A 15640-nucleotide genomic window follows, 5' to 3' on the forward strand; every position below is an offset into this window, starting at 1 on the left:
TTTTGACAAAATTAGAGGAATTTTTTTATTTACATCGAAATTAAAATAGTGACTTTAACTATTGAACAGGAGGAAACTGCAATGGAAAAACAGGAAGTAGTCATCGTAAGTGCAGTTCGTACTGCAATTGGAAGCTTCAATGGAAGCCTAAAAAATATCTCGGCTCCGGAGTTGGGGGCAGTTGTTATAAAGGAAGCCTTAAAAAGAGGCGGTTTAACGGGTGAGCAAGTAGACGAAGTCATCATGGGAAATGTCCTGCAGGCAGGACTGGGACAGAATCCGGCAAGGCAGGCTGCTATTAAGGCGGGCCTTCCTGAAAGCGTTTCCGCGATGACCATCAATAAAGTATGCGGTTCTGGATTGAAGGCCGTGCATTTGGCGGCGCAGGCGATTTTGGCGGGAGATGCCGATGTTGTTGTGGCAGGCGGAATGGAAAACATGAGCCAGGCGCCATATTTATTAAAGAATGCCCGTGAAGGCTTCAAAATGGGCGATCAAAAGATGGTCGACAGCATGATTTCAGATGGATTATGGTGTGCATTCAACGACTATCATATGGGGGTCACAGCAGAAAACCTGTGCGATGCCTACCAATTGACAAGGGAAGAGCAGGATGCGTTCTCAGCTGCCAGCCAGGCAAAGGCTGCAAAAGCCATCGAGGAAGGAAAGTTCAAGGAGGAAATTGTTCCTGTGGCCATTCCTCAACGAAAAGGGGAGCCGGTTCTTTTCGAGACAGATGAATATGTGAAAAAAGGGACGACTGCTGAAAAGCTTGCAGGATTAAGACCGGCATTCAAAAAGGATGGAAGCGTAACAGCAGGCAATGCATCCGGGATCAATGACGGTGCAGCTGCCTTTGTCGTAATGTCCAAAACAAAAGCGGAAGAACTGGGGATCAAACCGCTTGTTGTCATTAAAGGAAATGCCAGTGCAGGGGTAGACCCAAGCATAATGGGAATCGGTCCGGTTTCAGCAGTGAAAAAGGCATTGGCCAAAACAGGTATGCAATTAAGCGAAATGGATCTGATTGAAGCGAATGAAGCGTTCGCTGCCCAGTCTTTGGCAGTAGGGAAAGAGTTGGATTTCAATAAAGAAATATTGAACGTCAATGGCGGGGCGATTGCCTTGGGGCACCCGATTGGGGCAAGCGGGGCGAGGATCCTAGTGACGCTGATCCACGAAATGAAGAAGCGGGAAGCGAAAAAAGGATTGGCAACCCTCTGCATCGGCGGAGGACAGGGCGTGGCTACAATCGTGGAATTGGTTTAAGCAAAGAGGTCACTGTCTGATAACGACAAAAGGAGATGAGTAAACATGAAACAAGTTTTTTCCACTTTTCAAGAAGCGGTGAAGGATATTAATGATGGAGCGGTTCTGATGGTCGGCGGCTTTGGTTTATGCGGCATCCCGGAAAACCTGATCCTTGCCTTGGTTGAAAAAGGTGTTAAGGATTTGACGGTCATTTCCAATAACTGTGGAGTCGACGATTGGGGACTTGGACTTCTCATGAAAAATAAGCAGATCAAGAAAATGATTGGCTCTTACGTTGGAGAGAATAAGGAATTTGAAAGACAGGTACTATCTGGCGAGATTGAAGTGGAACTGGTGCCGCAGGGTACACTTGCTGAAAAAATCCGTGCAGGCGGAGCAGGGATCCCGGCATTCTACACACCTGCGGGAGTTGGGACGCCGATTGCAGAAGGCAAGGAAACAAGGGAATTCAATGGCAAGGAATATCTTCTGGAAGAAGCCTATAAGGCGGATTTCAGTTTAGTCAGAGCTTGGAAAGCGGATAAGATGGGGAACTTGATCTACAACAAAACCGCGAGGAATTTCAATCCGATGATTGCCGCTGCCGGCAAAGTGACCATTGCCGAAGTGGAAGAGCTTTATGAAATTGGAGAACTTAATCCAAACGATATCCATACGCCAAGCATCTATGTCCAAGGACTGATCCAAGGAAAACAGGAAAAAAGAATTGAACGCAGAACAGTCCAATCAAAATAAAGAAGGGAGAGCTGAAAGATGAGCAATCGTGAAAAAATTGCCAGAAGAGCAGAAAAAGAGATTGAAAATGGCTTTTATGTGAATCTTGGAATCGGGATGCCGACCCTGGTCGCAAACTATATTTCAGAAAATAAACAAGTGGTCCTGCAGTCTGAAAATGGCTTGCTGGGAATAGGCCCTTACCCTGCCGATGAGGAAGTCGAAGCAGATTTGATCAATGCTGGGAAAGAAACGGTAACGGCAATTCCGGGAGCTTCATATTTTGATAGTTCAGAGTCCTTTGCCATGATCCGAGGAGGCCATATCGACATTGCCATCCTTGGGGGAATGGAAGTTTCAGAAAACGGGGACCTTGCCAACTGGATGATCCCGGGGAAAATGATCAAAGGAATGGGTGGAGCCATGGACTTAGTCCACGGTGCAAGAAAAATCATCGTCATTATGGACCATGTCAACAAAAGCGGTGAACCTAAAATCCTGAAATCATGCAGCCTTCCTTTGACAGGCAAAGGAGTAGTCGATCGAATCATCACTGACCGGGCTGTCATAGATGTGACAGACAGCGGCCTTCTCCTCAAAGAAGTAGCAAAAGGCTATACAGTCGAAGAAATTCTTGCATCGACAGAACCGGAATTAAAAGTAGACCAAAACGTACTGACCGAAGCCTTTTAAAAAAGTCCGCAGCGGAAATTTCAGACCCTTTTTGCTATAATAGAAGGAAAAAAGGAGAAACACCATGAAGAAAAAGAAGCGACAGCAGCATGCCAAACCACAGCATCGGAAAAAAGAAGATTCCCTTTCATTGAAAGACGCATTAAGTCCCGATCTATTACAGCAGTTGAAAGCCAAGCAAAAAGAACTTGAGCAGACAGAAGCTGAAAAGAGGGAAGCGGAAGAAGCAAGAAAAAGAGAAGAACGAAGACTCCGCGAAAAAAATAAGTCGTTTGAAGAGCTCTTCGAAGAAAGCTCAATGAACTGGAAAGAATTCAAATAATGCTGAGAAAGGTGACGGTTGAAGATTCTCAATTGGGCTGGAAGAAGCAATTTGAAGAAGAAGCCAGACGGCTTAAGGACTTTTTTTGGAAAGAATCTTCGCTGTTCATTCATCATATTGGTTCTACTTCCATTGAGGGTCTGGCTGCTAAGCCTATTATTGATATTCTGATAGAAGTACCTGATATCAATAAAATAGATGATCAGACATCTATGATGGAAAGACAATTGGGCATCAAGGCAAAAGGGGAAAATGGCATTCCTGGGAGAAGGTATTTCCAGAGGCTGGATGAAAACGGGGTTCATCTTACGCATCTGCATATCTATCCAATCGGCCATCCCGACATTGAACGGCACCTTGTTTTCCGCGACTATTTGAGAGAACATCCTGACAGGGCAAAGGATTATGGTGATTTGAAAAGGGAATTGGCAGTGAAATATCCTTTTGATATTGCATCCTATATCGACGGAAAAGATGCATTGGTCAAAGAAATCGAAGAAGAAGCGTTAAAATGGAAAAAGTCAGGGGCGGAATAGAATCATTCCTTCCCCTGACTTTTTTTGTTCCTCGAATATCAGCGATGCTGTTCGTATTTATCGTTTTTGGCAAGTTGTCTAATGAGTTCGATTTCATCTTTAGAAAGTGCGCTTCCTTTAACTGCACGGGCATTGTTTTTGACTTGCTCCACTGTGCTCGCACCTGGAACTACAGCGGCAACAGCTGGTGAACTCAAAACATATTGGAGGGCAAGTTCGGTCATTTGCCGATCATTCAAAAGCTTATGTTGAATGGACGAAAGCAATTCAGATAGTTCATTATAAGTGTAGGAGAGGAATCCTTCTTTCTTGATTTTATCCGATGCCTTGTCCAGCATTTTATCGGAGAGAAGTCCTTTGGCAAGAGGGCCCCTCGCAACGACGCTGATCTTTTTCTCTTCGAGGAGCGGCAGCCATTCCTCCGGCCGCCTGTCAAGAATGCTGTACTGCATCATGATGCTTTTGATGGAAGATTTCTCAGCAAAGGCTTTAATCACATTCGGACGAATGGAGGAAATCCCATACTCTCTTATTAAACCCTCTGCCTTCAATTCTTCAAATCCTTCGATGGTCTCTTCAAAGGGATCTTCAATGGTTCCCCCGTGCAATTGATACAGATCGATATAATCAATCCCCAAACGATGAAGGCTGTCTTTTACTGCTGATTTGATATAGGATTTCGAAGGGTCCCAGCTCCAGCTGTCTTTGGCTTCATTCCATCTATTTCCCACCTTGGTTGCAATGACAACATCGTCCCTGACATTTTTCAACGCCTTTCCGACAAGTTCCTCATTTACACCAAAGTCATATAAATCAGCCGTGTCAAAGTAATTAATGCCTTCTTCAAGTGCTGCTTCTACAATGGACAGCGCATGTTTTTCATCCGTTCCCAGCGACATGCAGCCAAGCCCCATTTTACTTACGAGCAATCCGGAATTTCCAAGTGGTCTCTTTTCCATGTGTTCCATCCTCCCAATAAGTCATTTTCTTAATATTAATGGAAAGGAGGGGACGAGGCAAAGCGAAAGGCCTAGGACTGCTTGGACAATTCATTGATCCAGTCAGCAACAAGGGGAAACCGCTTCTGCTGCAGTTTAAGATAGTGTTTAATTTCCCACGCTTTCCCAGCGATTACTACTCCCTTTTCAGTGATATACACCTTCATTAAGATTCCTCCTTGGCGGGTATGATAAAATGTATGAAAAGCTAATGAAGATAGAACCCAGGAGGAGCTGGATGAAATGAAGAAATTTGAAGAAAAAACAATAGAATCAAAAGAAATTTTTAAAGGGAAGATCATCACACTGCAAGAAGATATTGTGGAGCTTCCAAACGGAAAAACTTCTAAAAGGGAAATAATTAAACACCCCGGAGCTGTAGCCGTCATAGCACTTACAGAAGAAGGAAAGATCGTCATGGTGGAGCAGTACCGGAAGGCGCTTGAACGTTCAATTGTAGAAATTCCGGCTGGCAAGCTTGAACCGGGAGAAGATCCATACGATTCAGCCATGAGGGAGCTTGAGGAGGAAACCAGCTATACATGCGGCGCATTGGAACACCTCATTTCCTTTTATACCTCTCCCGGTTTTGCAGATGAACTTGTCCATCTGTACCTGGCAAAAGACGTTGTACTGAAAGAAAATGCCCGTCCCGCAGATGAAGATGAATTTGTGGAAATGCTTCATTTGAGCCTTGAAGAAGCACAGGAATATGTCCTCCATCAAAAAATTTATGATGCAAAGACAGCTTATGCGGTCCAATATCTACTGATCCAAAAGCTGCAGGGGAAAAGATGAATTCATACTATGCAGACCTGCATATCCATATAGGCCGAGACTTCCATGGAAGACCTGTTAAAATTACGGGTGCCAAATCCTTGACCTTGCAGAATATCCTTGAATTTTCGATGGGGCAAAAAGGGGTGGACATCGTTGGCATCATTGATTGTCATTCACCCGGGGTCATAGAAGAAATTGAATTTCTAACATCTACAGGGGATTTGAAGACCCATAGTGGGGGTGGACTGGTCTATAAGGATACTGTCACTCTTATTGCGGGATCTGAGCTTGAGATTTATGATGAAAACTGTAAAGGACCGGTGCATGTCCTTGCTTATTTTCCGACGATGGAAAAAATGAAGCACTTCTCGGATTGGCTCAGTCCGTATGTAACGAATATCCATCTTAGTTCACAAAGAGTCTACATTGATGGAAGGGCCCTTCAGGGGAAAGTCAAAGAACTGGATGGGCTGTTCATCCCTGCCCATGTGTTTACTCCGTTCAAAAGTCTGTTTGGGAAAGGTGTTGTTTCATCTATTACGGAAGTGTTTGACCCTGAACTGATCGATGCTATCGAGCTGGGATTGAGTGCTGATACCCATATGGCTGATCAAATCCTCGAACTGCACAGCTATCCTTTTCTCACAAACTCTGACGCACACTCTCTTCAGAAAATTGCGAGGGAATATCAAGAATTGAAGCTGAATGAACCTACATTTCAAGAATTTGTTTATGCGCTGAAAGGATTGCAAGGGCGAGGGATAATAAGTAATTACGGATTGGATCCGCTGCTTGGGAAGTATCATGAGACTTCTTGCGCTGACTGTGGAAGCAGGCCAGGAGAGGAAAAAATTTGTCCGAATTGCGGAAGCCGCAAACTGATTAAAGGAGTTTCAAAAAGAATCAAAGAACTATCATCCGATTCCTCTGAACATCCGAATCGTCCTCCCTATATCCATCAGGTGCCGCTTGAATTTCTTCCAGGGCTTGGGCCGAAGACGTTAAATAAGCTGCTTGCTCGTTTTGGGACTGAGATGGCGACCATCCACGAATCGAAATGGGAAGAATTGATCGAAATCGTCCCTGCCAAGATTGCGGAACTCATCGTGGAAGCACGAAACGGTACATTGAAAGTAAGGCCAGGCGGCGGAGGAGTTTATGGGAAAATCGAATGACGAGAAAATGGAATAACGGCAGACTTGTCCGCATACATTTGAATTAACCTGTTCTAGGAGGAAATGTAGATGCGGAAAAGAATATCGGCGAATCCTATCACACATCATATTCAGGAAAACTCCTCAATCTATTCATTCATCATCGTCCTATTCCTAATGGGTGTCATCTTTGGGGCGATTGTGGTAAATAGTTTATCGATTGCGCAAAAAGAAGATTTATACTATTATTTGAGCCAGTTTTTTGGACAGGTGTCAGATGGGAAAGTAGCAGCATCTGAAGATCTTTTCAGACAAAGCTTCCTTCATAATATAAAATTCCTGGGTCTGATATGGATACTCGGCATTTCGATCATCGGGCTGCCTTTAATTCTGATACTCTTGTTCATGAAGGGTGTTGTGGTAGGTTTTACTGTAGGTTTTTTAGTCAATCAAATGGGATGGGGAGGATTTCTCCTTTCATTTGTAACCGTGCTGCCACAAAATCTATTTATTATCCCGATATTTATTTTTATCACTGTCTTGGCAGTTAGTTTTTCTATCAAATTGATTCGAAAGATTTTCATGAAGCAAAATATGAATTTTATTTTCGGTCCGATCTTTGGAAGATATATTGCTGCTTTTGTGCTGGCAATCGGGGTGGTGTCCATCTCGGCAGGGATAGAAGCTTATTTGTCTCCTGGCCTGATGAAATCAATCGTCACTTCGATTAAAAAGTAAATACTATATAATATTAATTATTATAAAATAATAAATACAAACCCCAGTTGATAATAATTTTATTTTGCTTATTTCCCTTCGTCTGGTATAATAGGATAGACAGTGGCGAGGGAGGAACTCTTGACATGGAAGGCAGAATTGACCGTATTAAAAAACAACTGCATTCGGCTAGCTATAAGCTTACTCCGCAGCGCGAAGCAACTGTGCGTGTATTGCTTGAACATGAAGAGGATCATTTAAGTGCAGAAGATGTATACCTCCTCGTTAAGGATAAATCACCTGAAATCGGGCTTGCTACAGTTTACAGAACGCTGGAACTGCTAACCGAGCTTAAGGTAGTCGATAAAATCAACTTTGGCGACGGCGTTTCACGATATGATCTCCGCCAAGAAGGCGCAGCGCATTTTCATCATCATTTAGTATGTATTGAATGCGGTGCAGTGGATGAAATCCAGGAAGATCTATTGGAAGAAGTAGAAGCTGTGGTAGAAAAGGGATGGAATTTCAAGATTAAAGACCATCGTCTGACATTCCACGGAATATGCTGGCGCTGCCAAGATAAAAATGAAAATGATGATTCACAATAAACAAAAGACCTTTCCAGTGGGAAATGGTCTTTTTTCGTTTTTGGAAGTCCTTCCTCCGGGTCTTTTTAAGGATCCAGGTATAAAAAATGTCCAGACTGGCATAGCTTGTATTAATGGATTTTTCGAAAAGGGGGAGGGGCCATTTGAGATCGTGGCTAGCATTATTCTGGCAGTCAATGAAGGTTTTCATCTTATTTACTGGATGCACGATCCTCTTCTACTGTGGTATTATGTGGGTAAACCAAGAGTATCAGGATTATCATAAGTATGATAAGCCGGAAGGGGCTGCTGTGAAAGTTTACAATTCAGCTACAGGGGAAGATGTAGATTGGTTCAACCGGCTGGTGCTCTTTTATTTAGACGGGGAGTAATGAATGTGGAGGACCATTTAAGAGATTTTATCCATTACATGGTAGTGGAAAAGGGATTGGCCAAAAATACAATCGTATCCTATGAGAGAGATTTGAAAGCGTACATCAACTACTTAATGAAGGTAGAGGGAATGGATTCTTTAAATGATGTGGCAAGAACGCATATCGTCCATTTTTTAGGCCACCTCAAACAACAGGGGAAATCAGTCAGGACCATAGCACGCCATATTGCATCCATAAGATCATTCCATCAATTCTTATTAAGGGAGAAAGCGGTTGAAGCAGATCCGTCTGTCCATATCGACACTCCGCAGCACGGGAGGAGTCTCCCTAAAGTTTTGAGTCTGGAAGAGGTTGAATCCCTTCTTGAAGCACCGGATGATTCCACGCCGATCGGAGCCAGGGACAAGGCGATGCTTGAAATCCTATATGCTACCGGCATTCGTGTCAGTGAATTGATAGGTTTGAACCTGGATGATGTCCACCTGACTATGGGATTTGTAAAGTGCATTGGAAAAGGGAACAAGGAGCGGATTATTCCCATTGGACGGACTGCTGTTACAGTATTGGAGAAATACATGAGCGGAAGCCGTTTACGGTTAAGATCTTCCAAGTATAAGACAGATGCATTATTTCTGAATCACCATGGCAATCGGTTGACGCGGCAGGGTTTTTGGAAAATCCTTAAAGGACTCGCGAAAAAGGCAAATATTGAAAAAGAACTGACTCCACATACACTTAGGCATTCGTTTGCCACACATTTGCTGGAAAATGGTGCGGACCTGCGTGCCGTCCAGGAGATGCTGGGACATGCAGATATATCCACAACCCAAATCTATACGCATGTCACCAAGACGAGATTGAAAGATGTCTATTCCAAGTTCCACCCAAGGGCATAAAGAAACAGCCTTTCCTATTGAAGAAAGTAAAGAAAACTTCAATGGGAGAAGGCTTTTTTTCTTGTAAAATCAGCGCCTTATAGATTACAATATAGATGTCAGACTTCTGACGTATAGCGATAGTGGTTAACCCCCATAAAAAGGGGTATGATAGGTTTAGCAGCGATGAAAACGCTTTATTTTATAAATTTCGGGAGGGTGTTCACATGAAAGATACATATAAGAAAATTCATTTGATCGTGATGGATTCCGTAGGCATAGGAGAGGCTCCGGATGCTGAGAAATTCAATGATAAAGGGGCAGATACCCTTGGTCACATTGCAGAGAAAATGAATGGCTTGAATATGCCTAATATGGGAAAGCTCGGACTTTCTAATATCCGTAGTTTACAAGGGATTGAGAAAGCTTCCAAGCCTCTTTCCTACTATACAAAAATGCAGGAAGCTTCAAATGGAAAAGATACGATGACCGGCCATTGGGAAATCATGGGTCTGAACATTGAAACACCGTTCAGAGTTTTTCCGGATGGATTCCCGGATGAATTAATTAATGCATTGGAAGAGAAATCCGGACGGAAAATCATCGGGAACAAACCGGCAAGTGGAACGGAAATTCTCGATGAGCTGGGAAAAGAGCATATGGATACAGGTGCCCTGATTGTGTATACATCCGCTGATTCCGTCCTTCAAATTGCAGCCCATGAAGAAATTGTTCCATTGGATGAGCTGTATAATATCTGCGAGATCGCAAGAGAAATGACACTTGATGAAAAATACATGGTCGGAAGAATCATTGCACGGCCATTTGTTGGAGAGCCGGGCGACTTCAAACGTACAAGCAACAGACACGATTATGCTTTGAAACCGTTTGACAGGACCGTCATGAACGAATTGAAGGATGCCGGAAAAGATGTCATTGCGCTCGGGAAGATTTCTGACATTTATGATGGAGAGGGCGTTACGGAAGCGATCCGTACTAAATCCAATATGGATGGAATGGATCAATTCATCAAAGTCATGGATAAGGATTTCAATGGTTTGAGCTTCCTTAACCTGGTTGACTTTGATGCACTATACGGGCATCGACGTGATCCTGAAGGATATGGGAAGGCGTTGGAGGAATATGATGCAAGGCTTCCTGAAGTATTCGAAAAAATGGGTGATGAAGATTTGCTCATCATCACTGCAGACCATGGAAATGATCCTGTTGCCCCTGGTACGGATCATACGCGTGAATATGTACCATTGCTGGTCTACTCAAAGCGTATGAAAGAAGGAAAAGAATTGCCGATCAGAGAGACATTTGCAGATATCGGTGCTACTGTTGCAGAAAATTTCGGCGTGAAAATGCCTCAATACGGAAAAAGCTTCTTAAGTGAGCTTGATTAAGGAGAATATTGATGAACTTAGAACAAATAAAGAAAGCATCTGAATTTTTACAGAACAAATATACCGGTACTCCCGCCATTGGATTAATTTTAGGATCAGGCCTTGGAGTACTTGCCGATGAAATTCAAAATCCTGTGAGGATCCCTTACAGTGAGGTCCCTGATTTTCCGGTTTCAACTGTCGCAGGACACGCTGGACAACTTGTATTTGGCCAATTAAATGGAAAAGAAGTTGTGGCCATGCAGGGGAGATTTCATTATTACGAAGGCTATGAATTCAATCAAGTGACTTTCCCTGTCCGTGTCATGAAAGAACTTGGAGTTGAAACATTGATTGTGACGAATGCAGCAGGCGGTGTTAATGAAAGCTTTGAGCCTGGAGATTTGATGATCATTTCCGATCATATCAATAATATGGGCGGCAACCCGCTAATCGGGCCGAATGATTCCAGATTAGGGGTCCGTTTCCCTGATCTGTCTGAAGCTTACAATAGACAGCTCCGCACAATGGCGAAAGAAATCGCTGAAAAACTGGGCATCAATGTCCAAGAAGGTGTATACGTCGGAAACACAGGTCCTATGTATGAAACACCTGCTGAAATTAGAATGTTCCGTACACTTGGTGGAGATGCAGTAGGGATGTCAACTGTTCCTGAGGTCATCGTCGCACGCCACGCAGGAATGAAAGTGCTTGGCATTTCCTGCATTTCAAATATGGCTGCAGGCATTCTGGACCAGCCGTTGACTCATGATGAGGTCATTGAAACGACTGAAATGGTAAAAACAAATTTCTTAACATACGTAAAGGAAATAACAGCTGCGATATAGGACAGCAGAAAGTGGTGTCAAACATGAGAATGGTTGATTTAATCGAAAAAAAGCGTGATGGAAAAGAATTGAGCAAGGAAGAAATTCAATTCATCATCAAAGGATATACTGATGGGTCAATCCCGGATTATCAAATGAGCGCCTGGACGATGGCGGTATATTTTCAAGGGATGACGGAAAGTGAACGCGCGGAACTGACAATGGCTATGGTTCATTCCGGTGATACGATTGATTTAAGCGCCATCAACGGCGTAAAGGTCGACAAACATTCTACTGGAGGAGTAGGCGACACGACAACGCTTGTTCTTGGACCACTTGTAGCAGCAGTGGGTGTACCTGTAGCCAAGATGTCCGGAAGAGGCCTAGGGCATACCGGCGGAACAATCGATAAGCTTGAGGCGGTAGAAGGATTCCATGTTGAAATTGAAAATGAGGAATTCATCCGTTTAGTCAACGAAAACAAGATTGCCGTTATCGGTCAAAGCGGTAATTTGACTCCTGCCGATAAAAAGCTGTATTCATTGAGAGATGTAACTGCCACTGTCAACTCCATTCCATTGATTGCAAGTTCGATCATGAGCAAAAAAATCGCTGCAGGTGCTGACGCGATTGTACTGGATGTAAAGACTGGTGCAGGTGCATTCATGAAGACGCTGGATGATTCCCGCGATCTTGCCCAAGCAATGGTTAATATCGGCAATAATGTCGGCCGTAAAACAATGGCGATCATTTCTGATATGAGCCAGCCTTTAGGTTTTGCTATTGGAAATGCATTGGAAGTAAAAGAAGCCATCGATACATTAAAAGGTGAAGGCCCTGAAGATCTTACCGAATTATGCTTGGCACTCGGAAGCAATATGGTTCTTTTAGCCGGCAAAGCTTCTTCAGCTGAGGAAGCAAGGAAGATGCTGATTGAAGTAATGGAAAACGGCAAAGCACTCGAATCATTCAAAACATTCCTTTCAGCTCAAGGTGGAGATGCTTCAGTCATCGATCAGCCTGAAAAGCTCCCTCAAGCAAAATATACCTTTGAATTGGAAGCGAAGGAAGATGGGTATGTTTCTGAAATTGTTGCAGATGAGATTGGCACAGCAGCTATGCTCCTTGGGGCAGGAAGAGCGACGAAGGAATCAGAAATCGATTTGGCCGTTGGTTTGATGCTGCGCAAAAAGATTGGCGATGAAGTGAAAAAAGGAGAATCCCTTGTCACTATTTATGCCAATTCCAATGATGTGGAAGATGTGAAAGACAAGCTTTATTCCAATATCAAGGTTTCTAAAGAAAAAGTCGATGCACCAAAGCTTGTGCATGAAGAAGTCCATTTTCAAAAGTAAAATGAATCCCTGAACGACTGAAAAGCCGGTGGCTCTGCCATCGGCTTTTTGTTATGTCTGGAAGTATAATATTGATTTATATGGAAAGAATGGGCTAGTAAGGTAAAAATACCAATTTAGACTGTTTTTTCGGAGGGATCAAGCATGAAACGTTTAGCATTAGCAGTAACAGCGGCAATAATGATGTATTCCATGAGTTTCACACCACTCTTTGCAAAAGAAGAAGGCCCTGCTTTGGCAGATGATGCAAGATCAGCGGTTTTAATTGAAAGAGATACCGGAAGCATTTTATATGATAAAAACAGTCATGAAAAACTTCCGCCTGCATCGATGACGAAGATCATGACGATGATTTTAATTATGCAGGCATTAGAACAGGGACAGCTGAAATGGGATGATAAAGTCCGGACTAGTGAGTATGCAGCTTCAATGGGCGGTTCCCAGATATTCCTGGAGCCGGGTGAAGAAATGACCGTGAAGCAGATGCTCATGGGGATTTCAATTGGATCTGCAAATGATGCCTCAGTTGCAATGGCAGAAAAAATTGCCGGAAGTGAAGATGCTTTCGTAGCAATGATGAATAAAAAAGTAAAAGAATTGGGATTGAAGGATACTAAGTTCCAGAATGCTACAGGGCTGCCTGCAAAAGATCATTACAGCTCTGCATATGATATGGCAATGATGGCGAAAGAACTCCTTAAATACGAAGATATCACGAAATTTACAGGAACATATGAGTCCTATTTAAGAGAGAATACAGATAATAAATTCTGGCTCGTCAATACAAATAAATTAGTCCGCTTCTATCCAGGAGTTGATGGATTGAAGACAGGATTTACAAACGAAGCAAAATATTGTCTGACAGCGACAGCCAAAAAAGACAATATGCGTGTAGTGGCTGTAGTATTCGGGGCGCCTACTACTAAATCCAGAAACGCTCAGGTAAGCCAGATGCTTGATTATGCGTTTGCGCAATATACAACAAAACCGTTATATGAAAAATGGCAGGCAATGGGCAAAACTTCCGTCAGTAAAGGCAGCGAGAATAAAGTAGAAGCGTATACAGATGAACCGATTTCCATCCTCCTTAAAAAAGGAGAGAAAACGGATAAGGTCGAGAAAATCGTCAAACTCGATCAAAATATTAAGGCACCTGTTTCCAAAGGGGATGCAATTGGCACCCTGACCATAAAAAAGGATGGAAAAGTAGTGGTCCAATCCACACTCGTGGCGAAGAAAAATGTCGCAAAGGCCAGCTGGTGGAAGCTTTATAAACGATCATTCGGGATTTTTGCAAAATACGGCAATTAATCTGGCGGATATTCACTTAAAATGGCGAATTCCTTCTAGTTTTGTCATCTAGAAGGAATCCGGCTTTATAAAATAGAATTGACTCACTATACAACTTTTAAGGAGGACTGTAATAGTGAGTCTTGCTATTGATTTAGAAGTAAAGCATGAAGTGTTGTGTATCCGTCTTCAAGGTGAACTGGATCATCATACCGCCGAATCACTGCGTGAAAGTGCCTCTGATGCAATTGAGAAATATGAAATCCGCCACATTATCTTGAATTTAGAGCATCTGTCTTTCATGGACAGCTCAGGTCTTGGGGTCATATTGGGAAGGTATAAACAAATTAAACAAAAGCATGGAGAAATGGTCGTCTGCGCAATCTCTCCTTCTGTAAAAAGACTATTTGAAATGTCGGGCCTATTCAAAATCATTCGATTAGAACCGTCAGAAGAGTTTGCTTTACAAAGATTGGGGGTTGCGTAAGCATGAGAAACGAAATGAACCTTGAATTCAGCGCTCTAAGCCAGAATGAATCTTTTGCCAGGGTGACGGTAGCGGCTTTTGTCGCACAGCTTGACCCCACAATGGATGAATTGACAGAACTGAAGACGGTTGTCTCTGAAGCTGTAACCAATGCGATCATCCATGGCTACGACAACAACCCGGCCGGAATGGTCTATATTTCAGCAGCCATTGAAGACGGTGTGGTTGAACTGACGATACGGGATGACGGCATGGGAATCAATGATATTGAAGAAGCACGCCAGCCATTATATACAACAAAGCCGGAACTTGAAAGATCAGGTATGGGCTTTACCATCATGGAAAATTTCATGGACGAAGTAGAGGTAGATTCACATCCGGGTACAGGCACCACCATTCGCATGAAAAAGCACCTCACTAAAAGTAAAGCGCTTTGCAATTAAGGGGTTATGCCTATGGATGTGGAATTGAAAAAAGAAAATGAAAAGGGATATCTGAAGGATCAAGAAGTGAAAGAGCTGATCAAGCTCAGCCAGGATGGAAGCCAGGAAGCACGGGACATCATTATTCAAAAAAATATGAGGCTTGTATGGTCTGTCGTACAGCGGTTCTTAAATAGGGGCTATGAACCGGATGACCTCTTTCAGATCGGAAGCATCGGATTGCTGAAATCTGTTGATAAATTCGATCTTTCCTATGATGTGAAATTTTCAACATATGCTGTACCGATGATTATTGGAGAAATTCAACGATTTATCCGTGATGACGGTACTGTGAAAGTAAGCAGATCCTTGAAGGAAATGGGGAACCGAATCCGAAAGGCGAAGGATGAGCTATCGAAAAAGTTCGGAAGAGTGCCTTCGGTTAATGAAATCGCTGAGTACCTGGAGCTTTCACCTGAAGAAGTGGTGATGGCCCAAGAAGCCAGCCGATCTCCATCTTCCATCCATGAGACGGTTTATGAAAATGATGGTGACCCAATCACGCTCCTTGATCAAATCGCTGATCAAAATGAACATAAATGGTTTGATAAAATTGCCCTCAAGGAGGCAATCCTCGAGCTTGATGAACGGGAGCGCCTTATCGTGTATCTAAGGTATTATAAAGATCAAACCCAATCTGAAGTCGCGGAAAGACTTGGCATCTCGCAAGTCCAAGTTTCCAGGCTGGAGAAAAAAATACTCCAGCAAATGAAAGACCGGATGGATGTATAAACTGGATATAAGAAAAGCATGGCTGATTCTCAGCCA

20 protein-coding genes are annotated in these 15640 nt (G+C 43.1%); 18 read left to right on the plus strand and 2 right to left on the minus strand.

Going from position 1 to position 15640, the window contains the following annotated elements; genetic code table 11:
* Window positions 1-81 precede the first annotated feature (81 nt).
* The 5 genes from DFR59_RS13740 to DFR59_RS13760 all read left to right on the plus strand — a co-directional run bounded on the left by DFR59_RS13740 (window position 82) and on the right by DFR59_RS13760 (window position 3537).
* The gene (locus DFR59_RS13740) at window positions 82-1269 is read left to right on the plus strand and encodes an acetyl-CoA C-acetyltransferase (protein WP_114746234.1); all 1188 of its coding nucleotides are present in this window, start codon (window positions 82-84) and stop codon (window positions 1267-1269) included.
* A 45-nt stretch (window positions 1270-1314) separates the two neighbouring features.
* On the plus strand, window positions 1315-2007 hold the full coding sequence (locus tag DFR59_RS13745; RefSeq protein ID WP_114746235.1) for a CoA transferase subunit A: 693 nt from the start codon (window positions 1315-1317) through the stop codon (window positions 2005-2007).
* Window positions 2008-2025: 18 nt separating this feature from the next.
* The gene (locus DFR59_RS13750; RefSeq protein WP_114746236.1) at window positions 2026-2679 is read left to right on the plus strand and encodes a CoA transferase subunit B; all 654 of its coding nucleotides are present in this window, start codon (window positions 2026-2028) and stop codon (window positions 2677-2679) included.
* Between the two features lie 64 nt (window positions 2680-2743).
* Window positions 2744-3001, plus strand: a complete 258-nt coding sequence (locus DFR59_RS13755) for a YqkE family protein (protein WP_114746237.1) — start codon at window positions 2744-2746, stop codon at window positions 2999-3001.
* On the plus strand, window positions 3001-3537 hold the full coding sequence (locus tag DFR59_RS13760) for a GrpB family protein (RefSeq protein WP_114746238.1): 537 nt from the start codon (window positions 3001-3003) through the stop codon (window positions 3535-3537). Before DFR59_RS13755 ends, DFR59_RS13760 begins: the two co-directional genes overlap by 1 nt.
* Window positions 3538-3575: 38 nt before the next feature.
* Here DFR59_RS13760 and DFR59_RS13765 read toward each other — a convergent pair whose 3' ends face one another.
* Both DFR59_RS13765 and mciZ read right to left on the minus strand, forming a co-directional pair.
* The gene (locus tag DFR59_RS13765; protein WP_114746239.1) at window positions 3576-4496 is read right to left on the minus strand and encodes an aldo/keto reductase; all 921 of its coding nucleotides are present in this window, start codon (window positions 4494-4496) and stop codon (window positions 3576-3578) included.
* Window positions 4497-4567: 71 nt separating this feature from the next.
* A complete protein-coding gene (gene mciZ / locus DFR59_RS13770) occupies window positions 4568-4702 on the minus strand; it encodes a Z-ring formation inhibitor MciZ (RefSeq protein ID WP_114746240.1) in 135 nt (44 codons plus the stop codon).
* A 76-nt stretch (window positions 4703-4778) separates the two neighbouring features.
* On the opposite strand from mciZ, the gene DFR59_RS13775 reads away from it, so the two are divergent.
* From DFR59_RS13775 to sigF, 13 genes are all read left to right on the plus strand, one after another.
* Entirely contained in the window at window positions 4779-5333 is a 555-nt protein-coding gene (locus tag DFR59_RS13775) for an NUDIX domain-containing protein (RefSeq protein ID WP_114746241.1), read from the plus strand.
* Window positions 5330-6490: an endonuclease Q family protein gene (locus DFR59_RS13780; protein ID WP_114746242.1), complete on the plus strand. Its 1161-nt coding sequence runs from the start codon at window positions 5330-5332 to the stop codon at window positions 6488-6490. The genes DFR59_RS13775 and DFR59_RS13780 overlap by 4 nt, the downstream gene beginning before the upstream one ends.
* A 69-nt stretch (window positions 6491-6559) precedes the next feature.
* Window positions 6560-7207: a stage II sporulation protein M gene (gene spoIIM, locus DFR59_RS13785; protein ID WP_114746243.1), complete on the plus strand. Its 648-nt coding sequence runs from the start codon at window positions 6560-6562 to the stop codon at window positions 7205-7207.
* 125 nt (window positions 7208-7332) lie between these two features.
* Window positions 7333-7794, plus strand: a complete 462-nt coding sequence (fur, locus tag DFR59_RS13790; protein WP_114746244.1) for a ferric iron uptake transcriptional regulator — start codon at window positions 7333-7335, stop codon at window positions 7792-7794.
* A gap of 143 nt (window positions 7795-7937) precedes the next feature.
* The gene (locus DFR59_RS13795) at window positions 7938-8165 is read left to right on the plus strand and encodes a YqzK family protein (protein WP_114746245.1); all 228 of its coding nucleotides are present in this window, start codon (window positions 7938-7940) and stop codon (window positions 8163-8165) included.
* Window positions 8166-8170: 5 nt separating this feature from the next.
* Window positions 8171-9064, plus strand: coding sequence for a site-specific tyrosine recombinase XerD (gene xerD / locus DFR59_RS13800; protein WP_114746246.1), 894 nt, complete (start codon window positions 8171-8173; stop codon window positions 9062-9064).
* A gap of 206 nt (window positions 9065-9270) precedes the next feature.
* Window positions 9271-10452: a phosphopentomutase gene (gene deoB / locus DFR59_RS13805; protein ID WP_114746247.1), complete on the plus strand. Its 1182-nt coding sequence runs from the start codon at window positions 9271-9273 to the stop codon at window positions 10450-10452.
* Between the two features lie 11 nt (window positions 10453-10463).
* A complete protein-coding gene (locus DFR59_RS13810; protein WP_114746248.1) occupies window positions 10464-11279 on the plus strand; it encodes a purine-nucleoside phosphorylase in 816 nt (271 codons plus the stop codon).
* A 23-nt stretch (window positions 11280-11302) separates the two neighbouring features.
* A complete protein-coding gene (locus DFR59_RS13815; RefSeq protein ID WP_114746249.1) occupies window positions 11303-12613 on the plus strand; it encodes a pyrimidine-nucleoside phosphorylase in 1311 nt (436 codons plus the stop codon).
* Between the two features lie 144 nt (window positions 12614-12757).
* On the plus strand, window positions 12758-13924 hold the full coding sequence (locus tag DFR59_RS13820) for a D-alanyl-D-alanine carboxypeptidase family protein (RefSeq protein WP_114746250.1): 1167 nt from the start codon (window positions 12758-12760) through the stop codon (window positions 13922-13924).
* Between the two features lie 115 nt (window positions 13925-14039).
* Window positions 14040-14390 (plus strand): anti-sigma F factor antagonist, encoded by a 351-nt coding sequence (spoIIAA, locus tag DFR59_RS13825; protein ID WP_114746251.1) that lies wholly within the window; start codon window positions 14040-14042, stop codon window positions 14388-14390.
* A gap of 2 nt (window positions 14391-14392) precedes the next feature.
* The gene (spoIIAB, locus tag DFR59_RS13830; protein WP_114746252.1) at window positions 14393-14833 is read left to right on the plus strand and encodes an anti-sigma F factor; all 441 of its coding nucleotides are present in this window, start codon (window positions 14393-14395) and stop codon (window positions 14831-14833) included.
* Window positions 14834-14845: 12 nt separating this feature from the next.
* Window positions 14846-15604, plus strand: coding sequence for an RNA polymerase sporulation sigma factor SigF (gene sigF, locus DFR59_RS13835; RefSeq protein WP_114746253.1), 759 nt, complete (start codon window positions 14846-14848; stop codon window positions 15602-15604).
* The last annotated feature ends 36 nt before the right edge of the window (window positions 15605-15640 follow it).

Source organism: Falsibacillus pallidus (assembly GCF_003350505.1).
Taxonomy (GTDB): domain Bacteria; phylum Bacillota; class Bacilli; order Bacillales; family DSM-25281; genus Falsibacillus; species Falsibacillus pallidus.